20 protein-coding genes are annotated in these 20,937 nt (G+C 64.0%); 9 read left to right on the plus strand and 11 right to left on the minus strand.

The window, feature by feature from the left end:
* Positions 1 to 41: 41 nt before the first annotated feature.
* From ACOJSJ_RS03365 to ACOJSJ_RS03400, 8 genes are all read left to right on the plus strand, one after another.
* Complete coding sequence (locus ACOJSJ_RS03365; RefSeq protein WP_420143572.1) at positions 42 to 515, plus strand: A24 family peptidase; 474 nt, start codon at positions 42 to 44, stop codon at positions 513 to 515.
* A gap of 51 nt (positions 516 to 566) precedes the next feature.
* The gene (gene cpaB, locus ACOJSJ_RS03370) at positions 567 to 1,577 is read left to right on the plus strand and encodes a Flp pilus assembly protein CpaB (RefSeq protein ID WP_420143573.1); all 1,011 of its coding nucleotides are present in this window, start codon (positions 567 to 569) and stop codon (positions 1,575 to 1,577) included.
* A gap of 1 nt (position 1,578) precedes the next feature.
* Complete coding sequence (locus ACOJSJ_RS03375; RefSeq protein ID WP_420143574.1) at positions 1,579 to 3,060, plus strand: type II and III secretion system protein family protein; 1,482 nt, start codon at positions 1,579 to 1,581, stop codon at positions 3,058 to 3,060.
* Between the two features lie 15 nt (positions 3,061 to 3,075).
* Positions 3,076 to 3,732, plus strand: coding sequence for a CpaD family pilus assembly protein (locus ACOJSJ_RS03380; protein ID WP_420143575.1), 657 nt, complete (start codon positions 3,076 to 3,078; stop codon positions 3,730 to 3,732).
* Position 3,733: 1 nt separating this feature from the next.
* Entirely contained in the window at positions 3,734 to 5,023 is a 1,290-nt protein-coding gene (locus tag ACOJSJ_RS03385; RefSeq protein ID WP_420143617.1) for a pilus assembly protein CpaE, read from the plus strand.
* A gap of 54 nt (positions 5,024 to 5,077) precedes the next feature.
* Positions 5,078 to 6,076, plus strand: a complete 999-nt coding sequence (locus tag ACOJSJ_RS03390; protein ID WP_420143618.1) for a type II secretion system F family protein — start codon at positions 5,078 to 5,080, stop codon at positions 6,074 to 6,076.
* A 22-nt stretch (positions 6,077 to 6,098) separates the two neighbouring features.
* Positions 6,099 to 7,088, plus strand: coding sequence for a type II secretion system F family protein (locus ACOJSJ_RS03395; RefSeq protein WP_420143576.1), 990 nt, complete (start codon positions 6,099 to 6,101; stop codon positions 7,086 to 7,088).
* 127 nt (positions 7,089 to 7,215) lie between these two features.
* The gene (locus ACOJSJ_RS03400; protein WP_420143577.1) at positions 7,216 to 7,638 is read left to right on the plus strand and encodes a DUF2147 domain-containing protein; all 423 of its coding nucleotides are present in this window, start codon (positions 7,216 to 7,218) and stop codon (positions 7,636 to 7,638) included.
* A gap of 6 nt (positions 7,639 to 7,644) precedes the next feature.
* Here ACOJSJ_RS03400 and ACOJSJ_RS03405 read toward each other — a convergent pair whose 3' ends face one another.
* The 11 genes from ACOJSJ_RS03405 to epsC form a co-directional block, all read right to left on the minus strand.
* Complete coding sequence (locus ACOJSJ_RS03405) at positions 7,645 to 8,316, minus strand: S8 family serine peptidase (protein WP_420143578.1); 672 nt, start codon at positions 8,314 to 8,316, stop codon at positions 7,645 to 7,647.
* Entirely contained in the window at positions 8,309 to 10,012 is a 1,704-nt protein-coding gene (locus ACOJSJ_RS03410; RefSeq protein ID WP_420143579.1) for an ABC transporter ATP-binding protein, read from the minus strand. The genes ACOJSJ_RS03405 and ACOJSJ_RS03410 overlap by 8 nt, the downstream gene beginning before the upstream one ends.
* The gene (locus ACOJSJ_RS03415; protein ID WP_420143580.1) at positions 10,009 to 10,971 is read right to left on the minus strand and encodes a hypothetical protein; all 963 of its coding nucleotides are present in this window, start codon (positions 10,969 to 10,971) and stop codon (positions 10,009 to 10,011) included. Before ACOJSJ_RS03415 ends, ACOJSJ_RS03410 begins: the two co-directional genes overlap by 4 nt.
* 151 nt (positions 10,972 to 11,122) lie before the next feature.
* The gene (locus tag ACOJSJ_RS03420) at positions 11,123 to 12,214 is read right to left on the minus strand and encodes a YncE family protein (protein ID WP_420143581.1); all 1,092 of its coding nucleotides are present in this window, start codon (positions 12,212 to 12,214) and stop codon (positions 11,123 to 11,125) included.
* 8 nt (positions 12,215 to 12,222) lie between these two features.
* Positions 12,223 to 12,600: a quinohemoprotein amine dehydrogenase subunit gamma gene (gene qhpC, locus ACOJSJ_RS03425; RefSeq protein WP_420143582.1), complete on the minus strand. Its 378-nt coding sequence runs from the start codon at positions 12,598 to 12,600 to the stop codon at positions 12,223 to 12,225.
* The gene (gene peaB, locus ACOJSJ_RS03430) at positions 12,597 to 14,048 is read right to left on the minus strand and encodes a quinohemoprotein amine dehydrogenase maturation protein (RefSeq protein WP_420143583.1); all 1,452 of its coding nucleotides are present in this window, start codon (positions 14,046 to 14,048) and stop codon (positions 12,597 to 12,599) included. The genes qhpC and peaB overlap by 4 nt, the downstream gene beginning before the upstream one ends.
* On the minus strand, positions 14,045 to 15,769 hold the full coding sequence (gene peaA / locus ACOJSJ_RS03435; RefSeq protein WP_420143584.1) for a quinohemoprotein amine dehydrogenase subunit alpha: 1,725 nt from the start codon (positions 15,767 to 15,769) through the stop codon (positions 14,045 to 14,047). The genes peaB and peaA overlap by 4 nt, the downstream gene beginning before the upstream one ends.
* A gap of 280 nt (positions 15,770 to 16,049) precedes the next feature.
* Positions 16,050 to 18,233 carry a molybdopterin cofactor-binding domain-containing protein gene (locus tag ACOJSJ_RS03440; RefSeq protein ID WP_420143585.1) on the minus strand — a complete coding sequence of 728 codons (2,184 nt, stop codon included), beginning with the start codon at positions 18,231 to 18,233 and terminating at the stop codon, positions 16,050 to 16,052.
* Positions 18,230 to 18,760 carry a (2Fe-2S)-binding protein gene (locus ACOJSJ_RS03445; RefSeq protein WP_420143586.1) on the minus strand — a complete coding sequence of 177 codons (531 nt, stop codon included), beginning with the start codon at positions 18,758 to 18,760 and terminating at the stop codon, positions 18,230 to 18,232. The genes ACOJSJ_RS03440 and ACOJSJ_RS03445 overlap by 4 nt, the downstream gene beginning before the upstream one ends.
* 108 nt (positions 18,761 to 18,868) lie before the next feature.
* A complete protein-coding gene (locus ACOJSJ_RS03450; protein ID WP_420143587.1) occupies positions 18,869 to 19,219 on the minus strand; it encodes a DUF2794 domain-containing protein in 351 nt (116 codons plus the stop codon).
* Positions 19,219 to 19,971, minus strand: coding sequence for a serine O-acetyltransferase EpsC (gene epsC, locus ACOJSJ_RS03455; RefSeq protein ID WP_420143588.1), 753 nt, complete (start codon positions 19,969 to 19,971; stop codon positions 19,219 to 19,221). Before epsC ends, ACOJSJ_RS03450 begins: the two co-directional genes overlap by 1 nt.
* Positions 19,972 to 20,143: 172 nt before the next feature.
* Here epsC and ACOJSJ_RS03460 point away from each other — a divergent pair, with 172 nt between their 5' ends.
* Positions 20,144 to 20,917 (plus strand): sulfite exporter TauE/SafE family protein, encoded by a 774-nt coding sequence (locus ACOJSJ_RS03460; RefSeq protein ID WP_420143589.1) that lies wholly within the window; start codon positions 20,144 to 20,146, stop codon positions 20,915 to 20,917.
* Positions 20,918 to 20,937 lie beyond the last annotated feature (20 nt).

Raw genomic sequence — 20,937 nt, forward strand, 5'->3', positions numbered from 1 at the left:
TAAAGCATTTGGTAAGCCATATGGTCTAGGGCCTAAGCCCCATGACGGGGGAATTTTTCCGACTGGTGCTGATGGGCCTTCTGTGCGCGCTGCTGATTGTGGCGACGATCACGGATTTGCGGTCGCGCATCATTTCCAACCGGCTGAACCTGACGGTCGCGGGACTGGCGCCACTATGGTGGATCGCCAGCGGCGTGGAGCTGTGGCCCGGCGTCGCGGTGCAGCTGCTGGTGGGCGCGGTCGTCTTTGCGCTGTTCGCCGGTCTGTTCGCGATCGGCATGATGGGCGGCGGCGACGTCAAACTGCTGGGCGCGCTGGCGCTGTGGTTCCCGTGGCAGGTCATGCTGGCGCTGCTGGTGCTGATGGCGATCCTGGGCGGCGTGGTCACCATCGCCACCGTTATCCACCATCGGATGACCAGAAAAGCGGGGCAACCCGAAGTCCCCTATGGGGTCGCCATTTCACTCGCGGCCCTTTGGCTGCTTGGCGAACGATATTTTAACCATTTTGCGTGATGAGTGGGGCGCTGGGTGCGGTGTGCCCATTTGAGGGAGGCGAATTTCGTCATGGATGCTAAGAAGATCGTGCTGCTGGTGGGGGCGCTAATCATAGCGGTCACTACAGCCTTGCTTGCGCGCAGCATGTTGAGTTCGTCCGGATCGCCGCAGGTCAACGCCGCCAACATGCCGGTCGAAGCCGATCAGCCCCATGTGCTGGTCGCGACGAAGGCCCTGCCGGTCGGCACCATCCTGGATGCGGAAAGCTTCCGTTTTCAGCCCTGGCCCAAGGATCTGATCGAACAGGCCTATTATCTGCGCGGTCAATATGATCCCGCAAAGCTGGCGGGCAGCGTCGTGCGCACCGCCATCACCGCGGGTCAGCCCGTGACGCAGGGCGCCGTCGTCAAGCCCGGCGATCGCGGCTTCCTGGCCGCCGCCCTTGGCCCCGGCATGCGCGCCGTGACCGTTCCGGTATCGGCACAAAGCTCCGTCGCGGGCTTCGTCTTTCCCGGCGACCGCATCGACCTCGTCCTGACGCAGAGCGTTGCGGGCGGCGGCGACGGCGATCCGCTCAAGGTATCCGAAACCATCCTGCGCAACCTGCGCGTGCTGGCCACCGATCAGCGCATGGACGCCATGGGCGCCGATGGTAAGCCCGAAGTACGCACCTTTTCCAACGTGACGCTGGAAGTGACGCCCAAGATCGCCGAAAAGATCGCCGTGTCGCAGACCATCGGATCGCTTTCCATGTCGCTGCGATCCATCGCCGACAATGCGTCCGATCTGGACGCCGCGATTGCGGGCACCGACGTCGACCTGCCCGGCAACGCCAATCCGAACGCTGAAAAAGCGATCATCGCCAAACTGGCCGCCCGCCCGGTCGACCGTGGCTCCACCTATTCGACCGGTGCGGACGTGTCGCGTTACCAGCGCAGTTCCGTGCCTGCAAAGGCGGATATGGTGTCGCCGGCGATGGCGCCGAATGGCGCGCCGGTGGGCACCGTCGCGTTCAAGGGACCGACGATCCGCGTGGCCCGCGGCACCGAAGTGACCGAAGTTCCGGTCGGGGGGAAGTAAGATGAAGACGCTGCATAACCGCACCAGGCGCCTTGCCGCTCCGGCGGTTGCGCTGGGGCTGGCCGTCGCGGCTATCGCGGCACCGGCCACGGCGCTCAACGCTGCCCCATCCGATATGCAGGACAATGCGATCCTGATGTCGGCAGGCGGCAGCCGGGTGGTCAATCTGGGCGCCAAGATGTCCGACGTCGTCATCGGCAATCCCGAAATCGTCGACGTCCATGTCCGCTCGCAGAATCAGCTGTACCTGATCGCCAAGAAGCCCGGCGAAACCACCGTGTTCGCCACCGCGGCGAACGGCAAGGTGCTGTTTTCCGGCACGGTGCGGGTGGGCAACAACCTGACCAGCATCGATGACATGCTGCGTCTGGCGATGCCCGACGCGCAGATCGCGGTGAACAAGATGAACGGCATGGTCCTGCTGACCGGCACGATCAAGGCGCCCGAAGACGCGGCGGAAGCCGAACGGCTGACGCAGGCTTTCGTGGGCAAGGAAACGACCGTGGTCAGCCGCCTGCGCATGGCGACCCCGCTTCAGGTGATGTTGCAGGTCAAGTTCGCCGAAGTCAGCAAGGATCTGGGCCACAAGATCGGCACCAATTTTTCGAGCGTCGACCGCAGCGGTGGCAAAGTCCTCGGCAGCGTCGGCGGTGGAACCCGCAATTTCGTGGATTATGACCGTGAAAACGGCTGGTGGTCCTTCACCAATCCGACCGATGGCAGCTACAGCATCGGCGGCGTCGCCCGTTTGCTGGGCATGGACGTCGCAGGCGTGCTGGACCTCGCCGAATCGAGCGGCCTGTCCACCACGCTGGCGCAGCCCAACCTGACGGCGCTGTCGGGCGAAACCGCCAGCTTCCTGGCGGGCGGCGAATATCCCTATACCGTCAATAACGGTCCGGCGTCGGGCAACAGCATCCAGTTCAAGCAATATGGCGTGCAGCTGGCCTTCACGCCCACGGTCCTGTCCGACGGTCGCATTTCGCTGCGCGTCCGCCCGACCGTGTCCAGCCTCGACTTCACGGTCAATTCCGATGTGCCTGCGCTGCGCAGCCGGACGGCGGAAACCACGGTCGAACTGGGTTCGGGACAGGCGTTCATGATCGCGGGCCTGCTGAACAACGACACGAGCAATACGGTCAACAAGGTGCCGGGCCTTGGCGACATTCCCATCCTTGGCAGCCTGTTCAAATCGCGCCAGTTCCAGCGCGCGGAAACCGAACTGGTGATCGTCGTGACGCCATATCTGGTGCGTCCGATGAACGCGTCGGACGTGCGCCTGCCCACGGATGGCTTCCGCAACGCGACCGAAGCACAGGGCCTGTTGCTGCAACAGGGCACCGATGGCGTCAGCGGCAAACAGGGGCACAAGCCCCAGCGCGCGCCCGGATCGACCCCGGTCGTCCCCAGCCCGCAGGCGTCGGCCGCATCGCCGCGCCGGTCGGATAAATCCAGCGCCGTCGCCCCCGGCTTCAGCTTCTGACGGAAGGACCAAGATATGCCCACCCCTCTGTCGATCAAGACCATCGCACTCATCGCCGCCATCGCCATGCCGATGGCCGCCCATGCCCTGCCAAAGGCCAATCGCAGCGTCGATTCGGTCCATCAGCCCGTCGTCAGCCAGACGTCCTACATATTCGATGTGCAGGCCGGATCGGGCGGTGGCCTGACGCCCAACGAAGCCATTCGCCTGAACGACTGGTTCGTCACCATCGGCCTTGGCTATGGCGACAATATTGCGGTCGTGACCAATAATGGCTATTACAGCCCCGCGCTGCGCGACGATGTCGCCGACGTGGTGGCGCGCCATGGCCTGCTGGTATCCGAAGACAGTTCGGCGCAGGCCGGGGATGCACCCGCAGGCACCATGCGCCTGATCGTGCGCCGATCGGTCGCCAGCGTGCCGGGCTGCCCCAACTGGACCGCCAATCAGGAAACCGGCGGAAACCTCGCCGCTTCGTCCAATTTCGGTTGCGGCGTGAACAGCAATCTGGCCGCCATGGTCGCCAATCCCGAAGACCTCGTCCGTGGTCAGGGTGATGACAGCGACCTGCGCACCGCAACGTCGAACCGCGCCATTTCCACCTATCGCGAAAAGCCGCTGACCGGGGCTGGCGATCTGAAGGAAATCACCGCAGGTGGGGGGAACCGATAAGATGAACGCACCCTGGAAACCGGGCATGGGCGGCCACCGCGATCCGTTCCACGCCTTCGTCTGCGACGATCACAGTTTCGACATGCTGCGCGCCGTGGCCGCCGAACTGGGCTGGGCGCCGGAAAAGGTGAACAAGGGCGGCATGCGCAATGCGGTGCAGAGCCTGTCGATCACCGCATCCCCGCAAATCCTGTTCGTCGACATGTCCGAAAGCGGCGATCCGCTGAACGACATCAACAGTCTGGCCGAAGTGTGCGAACCCGGCACGGTGGTGATCGCCGCAGGTCAGGTCAACGACGTGCGCCTGTATCGCGATCTGATTGCCAGCGGTATTCAGGATTATCTGCTGAAACCCTTTGGCGCGGATCAGCTGCGCGACGCACTGGCGCAGGCGCAGGCCGTGTTCATGGCCCCGCGCGACGCTGCACCCGAACGGCCGCACAGCACCATGGCCGTCATCGGCACGCGCGGCGGCGTGGGTGCTTCCAGCATCGCGACATCGCTTGCCTGGCTCCTGTCGGACAAGAAGAAGCGCCCCACGGCGCTGCTCGACCTCGACGTCCATTTCGGCACCAATGCGCTGGCGATGGATCTTGAACCGGGCCGCGGCCTGACCGACGCGATCGAAAATCCCAGCCGCATCGACGGCCTGTTCATCGAACGCGCCATGGTGCGAGCCAGCGACACGCTGGCCATCCTGTCGGCCGAAGCGCCGATCAGCCAGCCCATGATGACCGATGGCGGCGCCTTCTATCAGTTGCTGGAAGAATTCCGGCTGGCCTTCGAATGCAGCATCATCGACCTGCCGCGCAACATGCTGATCCAGCATCCCCATCTGATGGGCGATGTGAACGTCGTGCTGGTGGTGACGGAACTGACGCTGGCGTCCGCGCGCGACAGCATCCGCATCCTTTCCTGGATCAAGAGCAATGCGCCGCAGGCCCGCGTGATCGTGATCGGCAACCGGGTTCATCCCGGCGCGCCGGAAATCAGCCGCAAGGATTTCGAACAGTCGATCGAACGCAAGGTCGACGTGGTCATCCCGTTCGACCTGCGCATCGCGTCGCAGGCGGCAAAACTCGGCAAGACGCTGGCCGAAACGGCCAAGGGCAGCAAGGTCGGCGCAGCCTGCACCGAAATGCTGGATCAGGTGCTGGGCGCGGTGGACGCGGACGGTTTTGCAGCGTCCAAGCCTGCGCCCAAGAAGGGCGATTCCCTGCTGGGCAAGATCGGTGACCTCAAATCGATGCTTCCTTCCCGGCGCAAGGACAAGGCGACGCTGGACAATTGATCGCGTCGCCGCCCGACAGGGGCGGCGATGTCTTTCCACGATACGGGCGACAAGATGGACGGCAATTTCATCCTGATTACGGTGCTGATCGCGACCATGCTGGGGCTGGTCGTCATCGCCTTTGCCGGTCCATCCCCGGACAAGGCGCGCAATCGCCGCGTCGCGATGATCCGTGGCCGTCACAGCGAATCCGCCGAAGCATTGCTGGAAGCGCGGATGCGTCGCGCCATTTCCAATCGGACGCCCGGCACCGAAGCCAAGATGCTGGTGTCGCTGATCCCCAATCCGGAAAACCTGACCAAAAGGTTGCGGATGACCGGCAGGAAGTGGACGCTCAATCAATATATGACGACCTGCGCCATCATGTTCCTGGTGATCGCCGCGCTGTTGATGCTGCGCGGATTTCCGTTCCTGTTCGCGCTGATGTTCGGCCTCGCCGCCGGGCTGGGCCTGCCCCACTGGTGGGTGGGGCGCCTGATCGGCAAGCGTGTCGCGCAATTCACCGCGAAATTCCCCGATGCGCTGGAACTGCTGACCCGCGGTCTGCGATCGGGCCTGCCCATCACCGAAACGCTGGGCGTCGTGTCCGCGGAAATTCCGGGGCCGGTGGGCGAAGAATTCAAGCTGATCACCGAACGCATCAAGATCGGCCGCACCATGGAGCAGGCGCTTCAGGAAACCGCCGACCGTCTGGGCACGCCGGAATTTCAGTTCTTCGTCATCACGCTGGCGATCCAGCGCGAAACGGGCGGCAATCTGGCCGAAACCCTGTCCAACCTTGCCACCGTGCTGCGTCAGCGCGCGCAGATGAAGCTGAAGATCCGCGCCATGTCGTCGGAATCAAAGGCGTCCGCCTATATCATCGGCGTGCTGCCGTTCCTGGTGTTTGGCCTCATCTGCTACATCAACTTCAACTATATGAGCCCGTTCTTCACGCCCGATCCGGAAGGGATTTTCGGGCTGGGCACGATGCAGGTCGTGGGCATCGGCGGCGCATGCTGGATGGCGATCGGCGCCTTCATCATGGCCCAGATGGTCAATTTCGAGATTTAAGGCAGGGAGGGAGAAAGACGATATGGACGCCCCTACCCCCGCCGGTACGCTGTTCGGCCTGACCGCGACCGATTTCGGCACGCTGCTGGCCGCGCTGGCGACGCTGGCCGTGCTGTTCGCGCTCTACGCGGTGATGACCGTGCGCGATCCCATGGCAAAGCGCGTCAAGGCGCTGAACGACCGGCGCGAACAGTTGAAGGCGGGCATCACCGCATCCACCGCCAAACGCCGCGCCAAGCTGGTCAAGAAGAACCAGACGACCGATCAGATGCGGTCTTTCCTGTCCAGCCTGAAGGTGTTGCAGGACGACCAGCTGAAGGATGCGCAGATCCGTCTGGCGCAGGCGGGTATCCGGTCGAAGGACTGGGCCGTCGCCATCATCTTTGGCCGCATGGTCCTGCCGATCCTGATCGGCGGCACCGCCGCCATCCTGCTCTACGGCGTGGGCATCGAACCCGAATGGGGTCCGGTGAAGCGCTTCTTCGTCTTCGCCGGCGCGCTGCTCCTGTCCTACAAGGCGCCCGACATCTTCATCGACAACAAGGTTGCGAAACGGTCGGCCGCCATCCGCAAGGGGCTGCCCGATGCGCTCGACCTGCTGGTCATCTGCGCCGAAGCGGGCCTGACCGTCGACGCCGCCTTCAACCGGGTGGCGCGCGAACTGGGCAAGGCCTATCCCGAACTGGGGGACGAATTTCAGCTGACCGCCATCGAACTCAGCTTCCTGACCGAACGGCGCATGGCGTTCGAAAATCTGGCGAGCCGCGTAAAGCTGGACGCGGTGAAGGGCGTGGTCACCACCATGATCCAGACCGAAAAATATGGCACGCCGCTCGCTTCGGCGCTGCGCGTGCTGTCGGCGGAGTTTCGCCATGAACGCATGATGCGCGCCGAAGAAAAGGCCGCGCGTCTGCCCGCCATCATGACCGTGCCGTTGATCCTGTTCATCCTGCCGACGCTGTTCGTCGTCATTCTGGGTCCGGCGGCCTGTTCGATCAGCCAGGCCTTCTAAAAAGATAGGAGAGCGGGTCGGCGCTGCCGTAGCGTCGCCCGAAAAAGCCGCCCGCCCCGCCAAAAAAGGCGGTGGCGGGCGGGCTTCATCATGATTATCTGATCGCCAAACAAAAGGAGTGGATCGCATGAAACCGACCCTTATCGCCGCCGCCGCGATCGGCACGCTCGTCATCGCCCTGTCGCCTGCGCAGGCCGCACAGCCGGTCACCGGCCGCTGGGCCACGGTGGATGGCAAGGCGATCGTTCAGATCGCGCCATGCGGCAAACATCTGTGCGGCAAAATCGAAAAGATCGTGAAGCCGACCCCTGGACGTCCCCAGACCGACATCAAAAATCCCGATCCGGCGCTGCGTTCCAAACCGCTTGTCGGCCTCGCTCTCCTGTCCGGGTTCGAGGATGACGGCGAATTGTGGAAGGGCACGATCTACGACCCGGAAAGCGGCAAAAGCTACACGTCGAAGGTCAGCCGCAACGCCAACGGCACGTTGAAGGTGCAGGGATGCATCGCCTTCTTCTGCAAGACGCAGACATGGACGCCGGTTCGGTAACAGCCGTCATGGCTTTGCGGGCGCACAAGCGGACATGAGCGGATCGCGATAATGTGCGATCTGCGCCTGTCCGCCCCGCGCCACGATACCGGTCATGTTTGCGACGGCGAAAGAGACACCATAGAGGTTCCTGCGCTGCGGCACGCCGGGGATCGGCCGGGGATGGCCGGACGCCGCATATCGGCCGTCCCGCATCGCATGGCCATCGCGCGGGCAATCCCAGTCCAGCGACACGCCCAGAACCTGCGGCTGCGCGCCGGGATAACAAAGCGCACCATCCGTTTCATAAGCCGCGACGATCAGAATGCCCGCCGACAATGCACGCTCCGCCGCCGCCGCGAACAGATCGCGATGCGCCGGATTGGTGGTGCCAAGGCTGAGGTTGATCATATCCACCTGCGCCGCGACGGCCCGGTCGATCGCCGTCGCCAGCGCGCGCGCGGTGGTGCGCAACCCGTCATGGAAAACACGGATCGGCAGGCATAGGGCTGTGGGCGCCTGATCCTGAATGGCGGCGGCGACGGCGGTGCCATGACCCATCGCGTCGATACTGTCTCCTTCGCTGATCGCTCCGTCCCTCGCCACCGCATATCCTGGTAACAGCCGCGCGGCGTCGATATGCGGGTGACCGGGATGCACCCCGCTGTCGATGATGGCGATCCGGACAGGGTCAGGCATCGATCATCCGCCCCTGCGCAGTCATAGTTGCCCGGCCATTGTCCAGCCGGATGACATGATCCGCCATGTCGGCCAGTGCAGGCTTGTGGGTGATGACGATGATGGTCGCGTCCGGCAGGGCGGCGCGCAGGCGACCGGCGACCAGTTGTTCGGTATCGCTGTCCAGCGCGGACGTCGGTTCGTCCAGGATCAGGATGCCGGGCCGTCGCAACAGGGCGCGGGCCAGCACGATCCGTTGCCGCTCCCCCGCCGACAAGGCCGCACCCCGTTCGCCCGCGTGCGTTTCATAACCATCGGGTAATCTACCGATGAAGGTGTCCAGCCCGGCCGCATGGGCGGCGGCTTCCATCGCGGCGCGCGTCATGTCCGGCAGGGCGAAGCCGATATTGGCGGCGATTGTGTCGTTGAACAGATAGGGCGCCTGATCGACCAGAATGATTTCGCGCCGCAGATCGTCCAGCCGACAGTCGCGCAGGTCGCGCCCGTTGATCAGGATGCGGCCGCTGTCGGGATCGAGATAGCGGACCATCAGGTCGGCCATGGTCGATTTACCCGCGCCGCTGGGGCCAAGGATGGCGCACAGGCTGCCCGCCGGTATCGTCAGGTCGATTTCGTTCAGCACCGCATGACGGTCGTAACGCATCGCCACCCGGTCGAACCGCAATTCCCCGGCGCCGGTCAACGGCGCTGCGTCCGCGCGCTCCACCACGTCGGGCCGCGTATCGAACAGTTCAAAAATGCGGCCCAGCGACACCCGCGCCGAAGCCAGCCCCGACGTCAGCCCCATCAATGTCTGGATCGGCGACAGCAACCGCATATGATAGGTCATGAAGGCGACCAGCGTCCCGATGCTCATGCCGCCTTCGATGATGCGCCAGCCGCCATAGAGGATCACCGCCGACGTCGCCGCCGTCATCAACGTACCGGGCAGCGCGCCGGTCATGAAGGACACCACCTGCATTTTCAGCATTGCGCCGATAAAGGCGTCGTTCTTTGCCTTGAAGCGCGCGATTTCATGTTCTCCCGCGCGCAGCGATGCGACGACCCGCATCCCCATCACCGTGTCGACCAGCAGGCTGCCAAGGTCCGCCCCCCGTTCCCGCATGTCGCGGGTCAGTGCGGTCAGGCGTCGCTGATAATGGGAAAAGGTGGCGATGCTGGCGGGGACGAGGATGACGCTGACCAGAAACAGCCGCCAGTCGAGCCACAGCATCATGGCGACGCAGCCGGTGAAGAAGAGCAGATTGCTGACCACCGACAACAGCGTGTCGGACGCGATGCGTTGCACGTCGCTGACGTCGCTGTTCATGCGGGACACAAGGTCGCCAAGGCGGAAGCTGCCGTAAAAGCGCGGCGACAGTTTCTGGAGGTGACGCAGCAACGCGGCCCGAATATCGTACAGCATCGCGGCGGACAGCGCGACATAACGGTAGCTGGCAAGGATGTTGACGGCAAAGCCCGCGATGGTGACGCCGATCATGACGGCGGCGATTTCAACCAGCGCGCCCATGTCCCGCTTCAGCAGCGCCTGATCGATCATCAGTTTCGACAGATAGGGCTGGGCAAGGCCCAGCGCCGTCGACAGCAGGCTGATCCCCAGCACGACCAGCAACGCACCGCGATAGGGCCTGATGAACGGCGCCAGCCGCCGATAGCTGCGCCAGTCGGCGACGGGCGGGGGAACAGGCGCGGTCATGCGGCGGCCTGTCGCGGGATCAGGCGCAGCCCGTCCAGCACGAAACGCGGTTCGGGCAGCTTCGCCAGCAACGCGGTGCACCATCGATGCCCGTCCATCAACGCATCATGCTGCGCGCGCCACCAGTCCCCCTGCCCGCCGCTGGCATAAAATTGCGCGCACAGCAGCAGGTGCCGCCGCATCGCCGCGATCAGCATCGATTGATAATGGGTGAGCAAGGCGGCCCGGTCGCCGCCTTCGGCAATGGCGGCGATGACGGCGGACGCCAGTATCGCTTCGCGCACCGACTGCGCGGTGCCATCGCCGCAGATCGGATCGAAACCCAGCGCCGCCGTGCCGCAGCCGATCCATTCGCCCGCGCCGTCATCACGCCCGTAAAGCGGCAGGTGCAGGCGCGGCGCGGCGGTAAAGGGCGTGGATACCGCGCCGACGGCATCCACGCCCGGTGCGATCAACGCGCTTTGCGACAAGAGCGCATCGATCCTGCCCCCCACGGACAGCAGCCAACCCTCCCCCGCTTGCGCAGGCACCAGATAGAGCCAGCCATCGGCCACCGCCTCTATCCGTACATCCTGCGCGCAGGCCGGATCGCGCAGCCTGACCTTCGCGGCCACGGCGTTGCGGTCACCGAATATGCGGATGTCGCCGACAGGGAACGGCGACGCCGCATATGCGGTAAAATCCGGCGTGGTGACGGGCGCGGCGACGGGCATCGGGCCAATCGCCGGCAGCGCGGCCAGCACCTGATCTTCGGACGCCAGCACGGCGCCATGCGGCACGATCACCGGCGGTCCGCCCCAGGCGATCATGCGCCGGGCGACACGCGGATGGTCCGCGAATAAGTCCGGCCGATCGAATATGCTGCGGATCAGACCCAGGGCAGAGTCGCTCAGCATGATCGTCGGCACGGACGGACGGTGATGCTCTTCGATTGCGACCCGAAGACCCGCACCGGCCAATAAATGCGCACATCCCCTGGTGGCTATCCCGCTTCCCCGGATGGCTATGACTGTCATCGACCGATGTGCGCCCGATGGCGGACGGTGTCGACGGCCCGGCGGAAATTAACCTTGTTTTTTCGACTAATGTCGGGCCGGGCGTCCATTTGCCTCATTCCACGGCGACCATGCCCGCGCCGGTGGTGTCGTTGCCCAGATCCCAGGTCGATTCCAGCTTCAGCGTCTTTGCGTCATAGACTTCGATGTCGTAGCTGGCGCCGTAGATATAGAGCTTCGCGCCATCCATCGACATGCCGAAACGGAAACGGGACCGGCATGGAAACTCCGCCTTGTCCACGATGCTGCTGGTCGCCATGTCCATGTGCCAGAATTCGCAGCGCTTGTTGCCCAGCTTTCCGTTGGTGACGACGGTATAGGCCTGCTTCCCGTCCGGCGTCATCTGCAGGCCGGCCATATTGTCCGGCGCGGGGCCGACGGGCGTGAAATCGAACTGGCGGCTGTTGAGGTCGAAACGGGCGATGCCGAACATCTTGTTATGGATATAGGGGTCGGACGCATTGAACAGCGACACGAACTGGCCCGGCGTGCGGATCGTGTCGATCGCCCCGCCGAAACCGACATTTTCAAGGCCCGTGCCTTCGGGTTTGGCCAGGTCGATGCGATCCACCACCTTCAGCGTCGCGGTATCGATGATCACCACCTTTTCCCCGAAGGCGTAAAGGAACCTGCCGTCAGGCGACACCTTGTACGCCGCGCGCCACCCGCCGCCGGACCGTTCATCTTCCCTGTCCAGTTCGGCGCTGCGCACCACCTTCTGCAATTTCAGGTCGATGACCCCCCAGCTTGGCTTGCCGACGATATAACGGTCGGCCGCCTTTTCGAATTTCGTCAGCATCGTGTAGAAATAACGGCCCGCCGGGTCCGCCGCCCCGCCCCAGAAACGGTAACGGGTCGTGCCGTCGTTCAGGCTGAACTTGCTCACCACCCTGCGCGTGGCGGTATCGATCACCTCGATCCCGCTGGTGGTGATGGTGCTGACATAGATGCGCTTGCCATCGTCCGACAGGACCATGGATGTCGGCAGGCCGGTATCCAGTTTCAGCTTGCCGGTGACGGCCGCCTTGCCTTCGTCGAAGATCAGCAGCTGATCGGGATAGCTTCCCATGAAAAGCGTCGCGGCGGCGGCAGGGATCGCGCCGCACGCGGCAAGACCAGCAGCGATGATGGTGCGGAATGTCGGCATGGCGCGCCTCACGGAAATACGAGGTCTAGGTTGCGCCAGTCCTTGGTGGCCGTGGCGCAGTTGCTGGCCCAGTCGGGCGAATAATTGACATGGTCGGGCACCTGCACCGGCCAGAAACAGGTGACGTAACAATCATAGATGTCGCGTTCGACCGGCTGGCACAGGCCCGCCGTGCCGCCGCCCGCATCCACTTCCCATCCGGGCGAGAAGGACAGGGTGCAGCCCATCGGCACATGTGGGCGCGGCTGTTGCTGGAGGGCGACGACATCCTCCTCCATGTCGGCCCCGCCTTCACCGGAAGGCGCTGCCACCGCCGCAGCTTCGACCTGCGTCACCGCCTCGTCGATCGCGCGCGCCTTTTTGTTGATGGCACGAAGATGCTTCATGACAGGCCCTTTCGTTCAGCGAAGCGTTCGAGGAAGCCGGGATTTTTCACCGCCAGTTCGCCGTAGATGCGCAGGCAAGTGTCGGTCCATTGCCGTATCCAGTCGCAATAATGCAGGTTTGCGTGGCCAGTGTCGCCATAGCGCACGAATGCCTCATGATGGCATCCGCCCGCGCAGAGCGGCCGCGCCCAGCAGCTCTGGCAGTCATATTTCGCCTCGACATGCCCCCTGGTCAGGAAGGCGCCCTGCTTCGCGCGGTCGATACCGCTGGACACATGGCCCATCACATGCGTGTCGGCATCGGTGAAGCGATGGCATGGCGACAGGTCGCCCGACGGGCTGACGCCCATCAGGCCCAGCCCCGCGCCACAGGGATGCGATTTGTTGACGCCGGAAATCAGTTCGCTGATCGTTTCGCTGACATTGGTGAACCCATGCACCTCACCCCGCAGGGCATATTCCAGCCATTCGTCCGCCAACGCGCTGAACTGCGCCAGCACATCGTCCATGCCGTTGGCGTCGATCGAATAGGCGCGCTCCTCACCCGTCGTCACCGGCGCAAAGCCGACCTCGTGAAAGCCAAGATCGTCCTTGAGGTGACGGAAAATGCGCACGACGTCGGTAACACCTTGGGTCAGCGTGACGCGGGCGGTGACGGCACGGCTCTTGTGATTGGCGATCAGCGTGCGCAGGCGCGGTTCGATGACCGCATAGCTGCCCTTGCCATTTTTATAGACGCGGTGCCTGTCCTGCACCTCCGGCGGGCCATCCATCGACACGGTGACACCGATGCGGTTGTCCGACAGGAAAGTGACGATTTCGGGGGTCAGCAGCGTGGCGTTGGTGGTCAGGCTGTAGGTAATGCCCTTCCTCACGGCCGCCGTCGCCTTATTGGCATAGTTCACCACATCGCGCAGCAGGCGGAAGTTCATCAGCGTTTCGCCGCCGAAGAAGGTGATATGCACCGCCTTGCGCCCGACCGCCTCGGCGATCAGCAGGTCGACCGACGCTTTCGCCGTGTCCAGCGTCATATATTTGGGCTTGCCTGCGGGCGTCGCGATCTTGTCCGCGCCAAATTCATAGCAATAGGTGCAGGCAAGGTTGCACTGATTGGTGACGTTCAGCACCAGCGCCTGCAACGGGAAATCGGCGGGCGGCGCGGATGGCGCGACCGGGGCGGCCACGCCCTGCTGGATCAGCCGCGCGGCGCGCAGTTCGCGCACCAGTGCTTCGGCCTCTTCCGGGGCGCGGCCATCCTCCACCAGTGCGCGGATCAGCGCGGCGTGGGACAGTTGCTGCCCATCCAGACGGGACAGCACCGCCTGCACATCGTCATCGATTTCGAAGATCGCGCCCGCGCTCACCAGATAGATGAAGTCGCTGCCACCCGCCGAAAAGCCATGATATTCGGCGCGGGCATAAGCGGGCGGGGATTGCATCACGGTCATCGCGACACCTCCGGCTGGTCGAAACGTTGATACATGGGGACGGTGACGACCAGATAGGCCCGCGCGCTCAATGGCTTGCCGAACCTGTCCTTTGCATTTTTCGCGGTGGCGACGGCCCACACCTCGCCATAATTGTTGCGGCCGAAACGGCGGGCGGGGTTTGGCCCTTCTTCCGCCGGGGTGAAGAATGCGGCAGGGCTGAGCGCGCCAACATATCTGGTGTCGTCGTCGGCATAGACCGACATGAATTCCTGCATCGACCAGCTGGCGTCCACGGGGCCAAGCGCCACGTCGTCGCCCGTGTTCGGCTTGCCATCCAGACCATTATCATATCCGATCGCTTCGAACTGCTGATAGCCCTTGCCGAATTTGATGCCGCCCAGACGCGCCAGCGCGGTTTCCGGTGTCGCCTTGATATAATCGATATTGCGATAGACCGGGAAAGCCTGCTCCAGCACCGCTCCGGCGATGGCGACGTCGCGTTGCCCCGCGGCGGCGGCAGGCGCCACATCGGCGGTGACGATCATCTCCGTCGGGGTGGCCGACAGGATTTTCGTCGCGGTGATGCCCAGCCCCAGATCGACGTCACCCGGCGTCAGGGAGCCGGGCAGATTATGGCCATATATGTGAAACTGAACCCCCTTCGCACCCGCCTTCGCCAGCCCCGGCGTTACCGCCAGGATCGCGGGCGCGGCGGTGGCGCGGATCAGCTTCACATCATATCCGAACTCCTGATAATCGCCCCAGAACCAGCGTCCCTGCGCGCTCTGCTGATCGGGCGCGAACCACAATGTTTCGCGGGCGGCGCTGTTCAGATCATCGGGTGCGGCCGCCGCCCCTCCCTTGGACGATCCGCGCCAGCTATAGCCCGCATAGACGATGCCGGTTCCCGCCCGGCGGATCGCGCCGCCATCCGTCAGCGAACGCAGCGTCGCGCTGGTCGTAAATTCATCGGCCGCCTTCCCCGGCGCGACGGTCAGGTCGCCTACGAAACGTCCCTTGCCCGGCACGCTGGCCACCACCAGCCATTCGCCCGTCAGGCGCGGATTGCGTTGCCGTGCGCTCCATGCCGCCCATTGCGGGCTGTGCAGTCCCGCGACCTTGGGCAGATAGGTCAGCGCATATTCCCCGCGCGTCATCTTGTCCTTGGGGTCGCGGCCGACCGGCTGTTCGGCGTCCTCGGCCGGGCGGCGATATTGCGCGTCCGCCTGCGAATAAAGGGCGACGTGCAGATCCTGCAACGTCTTCCATTCCATTTTCGACCGGCGCCAGGACAGGGGCTGCGCATAGGCGTGACAACTGGCGCAGGCGCCGCGCATCGTTTCATTGGGGATCAGCGTTTCGTCGATGATCCGCTTTTCGGGCAGATACATGACCGGGCGCGCCTCTTCGGGGGCCAGGCCATGGGACGACGCCAGAGACTTGACGATCGACCGGCTTTCATTCGGCGTGATGTCGAGGCCATTGAGGCGCACCATGCGCTTGATCGCCTGTGCCCAGCCTTCGGGCGTGGTGCGGACCCAGCTGATGCGGGACAGGTTGCCCTTGTCATCGCCGTTATGACAGCTGCCGCATTTTTCCTTCACCAGCGGATCGGTGACGGGGATGCCCGGCTCCGTCTCCTTCGTCGCACCGGTCGGGCCATCATCCCCCTGCGCGAAAACGACGGATGCGGAAAAAAGCACCAAAAGGCCCAGTTTCGTGACGGGAAGCCGCTTCACCCTATATGTCCCCCTTGACGCCCGGTCTTTTGCCCTGAGCGCATCTGGCAGCTTTTTCGGCACCACCCCCAATATCGTCGGCCGTCCTCGATCTGCGGGTGAACGGCCGGTCCCGGCCACGCCCCAGATCCGTCAGGCCAGCGCTCTTATGACGCTTCCATTTCCATGACGGATGGCCGCAGCCATATCCGCCATGCAAATTTGACGTTCGTCATAATTTATTGCTGCATGACATAATCGGCAACACCGACGCAACCCCCGATTGCGTCGGAGGCCGTCGTCAGGCCAGCATCTCCGTCGTGATCGGCAGGGTGCGGATGCGCTTTCCGGTCGCGGCATGGATCGCGTTCACCAATGCCGGGATGACGGGGTGCAGCGCCGGTTCGCCAAGACCCGTGGGCGGATAGTCGGTCTTCACGAACTCCACGACGATCTGCGGCGCGTCGCTGATGCGCAGGAAGGGATGGGTGTCGAAATTGGCCTGTTCCACCGCGCCGTCGACCTGCGTGATGACCTGCCCGGCCAGCGCCTGCCCCAGTCCTTCGATCACGGAACCCTGCACCTGATGCAGGGCGTTGATCGGGTTGATGATCTGGCTGCCGACATCGCCCGCGACCCAGACGGTCTTCACCTTTGGCATGCCATCGATGATTGCGACCTCCAGCACCTCGGCAAAATAGCCCATATGGCTGTAATAAAAGGCGAATCCCTTGCCCGTCCCCTTGGGCAGCGCCTTGCGGTCGGCCCATCCGCCCATATCGACGACCTTGCGGATGACGCCCTTGGCCCGTTCCGTCACGAAGGACGGCGCGTTGTTGCCGCGCGGCATGTCCTTGGGCTCGCCCAGCAGTTCGATCATCAGCGTCGGCAGATCCTTGCCCGCCGCCTGCGCCACTTCGTCCAGAAACGCCTGATAGACGAAGGCCAGCGCATTGGAGCCGGGCGCGCGCAGCCATCCGGTCGGCATGTTGGTGGAAAGGAAACTCTGTTCCAGCAGCACATTGTCGATCAGGCCGGCGGGCGGTTCATGCGCGGGCAGTTCGGCGGAACGGGCAGGCTTCCCATCCTTGCCAAAAGTGACGAAATGATCGTGGAAGCCGGTCATCCGGCCATTCTTGTCCAGCGCCGCGCGAAAACCATGCCATCCGGCGGGCCGGTAGAAATCGCGCTGCATATCCTGCTGCCGCGTCCACAGCAACTTGACCGGCACGCCAGGCACCTGCGCAGCGATCTGCGCCGCCTGCACCATATAGTCGTTCATCAGCCGTCGGCCAAAGCCGCCGCCGATCCGGGTGAAGTTGATCCGGATCTTCTCCGACGGCAGGTTCAGCGCCTTGGCCACCAGAGCGCGTCCATTTTCCGGATTTTGCGTCGGCGCCCAGATTTCGACGGCGCCATCCCTGAACAGGGCGGTGCAATTTTGCGGCTCCAGCGTGCCGTGCGCGACGAAGGGATAGCTGTAGTTCGCGCTGACGGTTCTGGCCGCCCCGGTAAAGGCGGCGTCGATGTCGCCGGTGCGGACGATGTCGCCGTCCCCCTTGCCCCTGATTCGTTCGGCCGCCTGCGTTGCGTAGGATTGCGTCGAAAAAGTGCTGACGGCGCTGACGTCCCATTCCACCTTCAACGCGTCACGCGCCTGATTGGCGGTCCACCAGCTTCTGGACAGGATGGCCACGCCGTCATGGCCGGATTCGGGGGTGCCGTCGCCCCTGATCACCAGCACATCGGCGATGCCCGGCAATGCCTGCACCACATCCAGATTGGCCGATTTGAAGGTTCCGCCAAAGGCCGGGCAGGTTTCGATCACGGCGTGGAGCATGCCGGGCAGTTTCGTATCGATGCCGTAAAGCGGCTGTCCCGCGACGATGGCAGGCGTGTCGACGCCCACGACCGACCGGCCGATGATGCGGAAATCGGCGGCGTCCTTCAGTTTCAGGGTCGCCGGATCGGGCGCGGGCAGTTTCGCCGCCACCGCCGCGAGCGAGGCATAGGTCGCGGACCTGCCGGATGTGGGATCGGTCACCCGGCCGCTGGCGGTGCGCAGCGTATCGTGCGCGACCTGCCATTGCGCCGCCGCCGCCGCAACCAGCATCGCACGGGCCGCCGCCCCCGCCTGCCGCGTGGGCAACCATTCGCGCGGCGTGGTGCGGCTGCCGCCCGCCGTCTGTCCGCCGAAAATCTTCGCATCGGCATGGGTCTGTTCGATCGTGACCTGCGCCCAGTCGACGTCCAGTTCCTCCGCGATCATCATCGGCAGCATGGTCTTGGCGCCCTGCCCCACCTCCGCATTCTTCGCGCCGATGACGATGCGATTGTCGGGCAGGATGCGGATGAAGGCGCTCAGGATGACGGGCGCGCCGTTCTCCGCGCGGGCGACCGGCATGTTGAGGTCGAATAGCAGACCGCCGCCCGCCAGCAGCGATGCGGAAATGAAGCCCCGGCGTGAAAGGATCGCGGCGCTCATGCCTTCGCCTCCGCCCAGCGCGCTGCGCCCCTACCCGACGCACCCCTGTCCGCTGCGTCTATGTCCGCTGCGTCTATGCCCGCCGCGTCCCTGATCGCCGCGCGAATCCGGATATAGGTGGAACAACGGCACAGATTGCCCATCATCGCCGCGTCGATCTCATCATCGCTGGGCTTTGGCGTGGCCGCCAGCAGTGCGGTGGCGCTCATGATCTGCCCCGCCTGGCAATAGCCGCACTGGGGCACGTCATGCCTGATCCACGCGGCGGCGATCCGCTGCCCCGGATCGCTGGCCTGCACCCCCTCTATCGTCGTGACCGCGAGGCCATTCACATCGGCGACCGGCGTCTGGCACGACCGGATGGCATTGCCGTCCAGATGCACGGTGCACGCCCCGCACAGCCCGGCGCCGCAACCGAATTTGGTGCCGACCATGTCCAGATCTTCGCGCAGCACCCATAAAAGCGGCTTGGACGGGTCGCCATCCACCTGACGCGCCTTGCCATTCACCGTGAAGCTGATCGCCATAACTCTACCCCGCTTTTTATGGCGACAATGAATGCCGATCCGACACGCCCTGTCCAGCGGGATTGAAGACGGCCCGATGCGAAATGGGGCCTCAGCGGCAGGACGGGGTCAATCCTCCACGATGCGCATCAGCTTGCGTTCGACCGGGGCCAGCACGCCCTGCAATTCCTGACCGCGCTTCAATATCTGGCCGCTTTCGCCGACCAGCGCCCACATGCCCTGCCGATGGCGCAGCGCCGGGCGTTTTTCGATGCGATATTCGGGCCGTTCGGCGGACCGGCGGAACGCGCTGAAAATCGCGGCTTCCCGCCCCATGTCCATGGCATAGTCGCGCCAGTGGCCCGCCGACACCATGCGGCCGTACAGGTCCATGATCCGCTGCAATTCCAGCCGGTCGAACCCGACCTGCGCGCCCTGTGCTCCAACGCCCTGATGCGGAAACGGCGTCACATTGTTCATCAGGCCCGGTCACGCTCCCTGAACAGCGGCGTGTCCGTCGCATCATCGGGCAGACGAGAATCGGGCAGGCGAGGGGCGAGCAGACTGGGCGTCTGCCGTTCGGCCATCAGTTCCGACAGCCGCTTCTGAAGCCGCTCGACTTCGCACTGGAGCAGTTCCAGCTTCTGCTTTTCCGGGTCGAAACAGTCGGAACAGGGCGTGCCATAGGGTACGAAGTCGCGCTGATAGGCAGTAACGTCCACCAGCATGGGGCGCGCCGGAATGCCGACCATGGTCGCCCCTTCGGCCACATCCTTCGTCACCACGGCATTGGCGCCCACGCGCGCCCGTGCACCGACATTGACCGGCCCCAGCACCTGCGCGCCCGACCCCACGATCACGCCATCGTTCAGCGTCGGGTGCCGTTTGCCCGCAATGCCATTGGCCGGGTCCGTCCCGCCCAGCGTGACATTCTGATACAGGGTGACGTCATCGCCGATTTCCGCCGTTTCACCGATCACGGTAAAGCCATGGTCGATGAAGAAGCGTTTGCCGATCTTTGCGCCGGGATGAATGTCGTTTCCGGTCAGGAAGCGCGACAGGTGATTGACCACGCGCGCCAGAAAGAACAGCTTCGACCGATAGAGCCGATGGGCCACGCGGTGAAAGGCCAGCGACCAGACGCCGGGGTATAGCAGGATTTCGGCACGCGAACGGGGCGCAGGATCGCGGCTCTTCACCGAATCCAGATAGGCAATGAGGTTGCGCACCATGCGAATGTCCCCGATCAGATCACGCGTTGTTATGAGCAACGCATATAGACCGATAAGGTCGCATTTTCCAGATGGGCGCGCATCCCCAGCTTTTCCGCCGAAAATAGAAACTTGCTTGTCGGCACGGGATATTCCTATCATGAAGGTAGACAATATGAAAAGAGGGTAGCGGATGCTGGATTTTTTCTGGGCCAATTTCGGGGACATCTGGCCCTTCATTCTGGTCGGCTTCGGCGCACAGATCATCGATGGCGCGCTGGGCATGGCCTATGGCGTGATTTCCAGCACCCTGTTGCTGACGATGGGCGTCCCGCCCAGCCGCGCGTCGGCCAGCGTCCATGTCGCCGAAACGTTCACGACGGGCGTGTCGGCGATCAGCCATATCCTGCACCGCAATGTCGACTGGAAACTCTTTTCCAAACTCATCATTCCCGGCGTCATCGGCGGAGTCGCGGGCGCTTACCTGCTGTCCAATATCGATGGCGCGGTGGTGAAGCCGTTCGTCCAGCTCTATCTCGCGTCGATCGGCATCTACCTCATCTGGTGCGGCTTTCACCTGCCGCCCAAGCCGCGCGATCCCAAATGGGTGACGCCGCTGGGTCTGGTCGGCGGCTTCATGGATGCGTCGGGCGGCGGTGGCTGGGGACCGGTGGTGACGTCCAATCTGCTGCTCCAAGGGTCCAGCCCGCGCCACACCATCGGCACGGTCAACACGGTCGAATTCATCCTGACGACGTCGATCAGCCTGACCTTCCTGCTCCACCTTGGCTGGGAAACCTTCACCACCTACACGCTGGGCCTGCTGATCGGCGGGGTGGTCGCCGCACCCTTCGGCGCGATGCTGGCGCGCCATGTCGCGCCGCGCATATTGTTCAGCGCGGTGGGCATCATACTGACGCTGACGTCGCTGTTCGGCGTGGGCAAATGGCTTGGATTTATCGGATAAGGCTATTATATTTCGCCTTC

It is taken from the genome of Sphingobium sp. (genome assembly GCF_048594625.1).
Classification (GTDB): domain Bacteria; phylum Pseudomonadota; class Alphaproteobacteria; order Sphingomonadales; family Sphingomonadaceae; genus Sphingobium.

Coding starts and splice junctions, on each gene's coding strand:
- ACOJSJ_RS03365 (WP_420143572.1), top strand. CDS start 42: ATGACGGGGGAATTTTTCCGACTGGTGCTGATGGGCCTTCTGTGCGCG.
- cpaB (WP_420143573.1), top strand. CDS start 567: ATGGATGCTAAGAAGATCGTGCTGCTGGTGGGGGCGCTAATCATAGCG.
- ACOJSJ_RS03375 (WP_420143574.1), top strand. CDS start 1,579: ATGAAGACGCTGCATAACCGCACCAGGCGCCTTGCCGCTCCGGCGGTT.
- ACOJSJ_RS03380 (WP_420143575.1), top strand. CDS start 3,076: ATGCCCACCCCTCTGTCGATCAAGACCATCGCACTCATCGCCGCCATC.
- ACOJSJ_RS03385 (WP_420143617.1), top strand. CDS start 3,734: ATGAACGCACCCTGGAAACCGGGCATGGGCGGCCACCGCGATCCGTTC.
- ACOJSJ_RS03390 (WP_420143618.1), top strand. CDS start 5,078: ATGGACGGCAATTTCATCCTGATTACGGTGCTGATCGCGACCATGCTG.
- ACOJSJ_RS03395 (WP_420143576.1), top strand. CDS start 6,099: ATGGACGCCCCTACCCCCGCCGGTACGCTGTTCGGCCTGACCGCGACC.
- ACOJSJ_RS03400 (WP_420143577.1), top strand. CDS start 7,216: ATGAAACCGACCCTTATCGCCGCCGCCGCGATCGGCACGCTCGTCATC.
- ACOJSJ_RS03405 (WP_420143578.1), bottom strand. CDS start 8,316: ATGCCTGACCCTGTCCGGATCGCCATCATCGACAGCGGGGTGCATCCC.
- ACOJSJ_RS03410 (WP_420143579.1), bottom strand. CDS start 10,012: ATGACCGCGCCTGTTCCCCCGCCCGTCGCCGACTGGCGCAGCTATCGG.
- ACOJSJ_RS03420 (WP_420143581.1), bottom strand. CDS start 12,214: ATGCCGACATTCCGCACCATCATCGCTGCTGGTCTTGCCGCGTGCGGC.
- qhpC (WP_420143582.1), bottom strand. CDS start 12,600: ATGAAGCATCTTCGTGCCATCAACAAAAAGGCGCGCGCGATCGACGAG.
- peaB (WP_420143583.1), bottom strand. CDS start 14,048: ATGACCGTGATGCAATCCCCGCCCGCTTATGCCCGCGCCGAATATCAT.
- ACOJSJ_RS03440 (WP_420143585.1), bottom strand. CDS start 18,233: ATGAGCGCCGCGATCCTTTCACGCCGGGGCTTCATTTCCGCATCGCTG.
- ACOJSJ_RS03445 (WP_420143586.1), bottom strand. CDS start 18,760: ATGGCGATCAGCTTCACGGTGAATGGCAAGGCGCGTCAGGTGGATGGC.
- ACOJSJ_RS03450 (WP_420143587.1), bottom strand. CDS start 19,219: ATGAACAATGTGACGCCGTTTCCGCATCAGGGCGTTGGAGCACAGGGC.
- epsC (WP_420143588.1), bottom strand. CDS start 19,971: ATGGTGCGCAACCTCATTGCCTATCTGGATTCGGTGAAGAGCCGCGAT.
- ACOJSJ_RS03460 (WP_420143589.1), top strand. CDS start 20,144: ATGCTGGATTTTTTCTGGGCCAATTTCGGGGACATCTGGCCCTTCATT.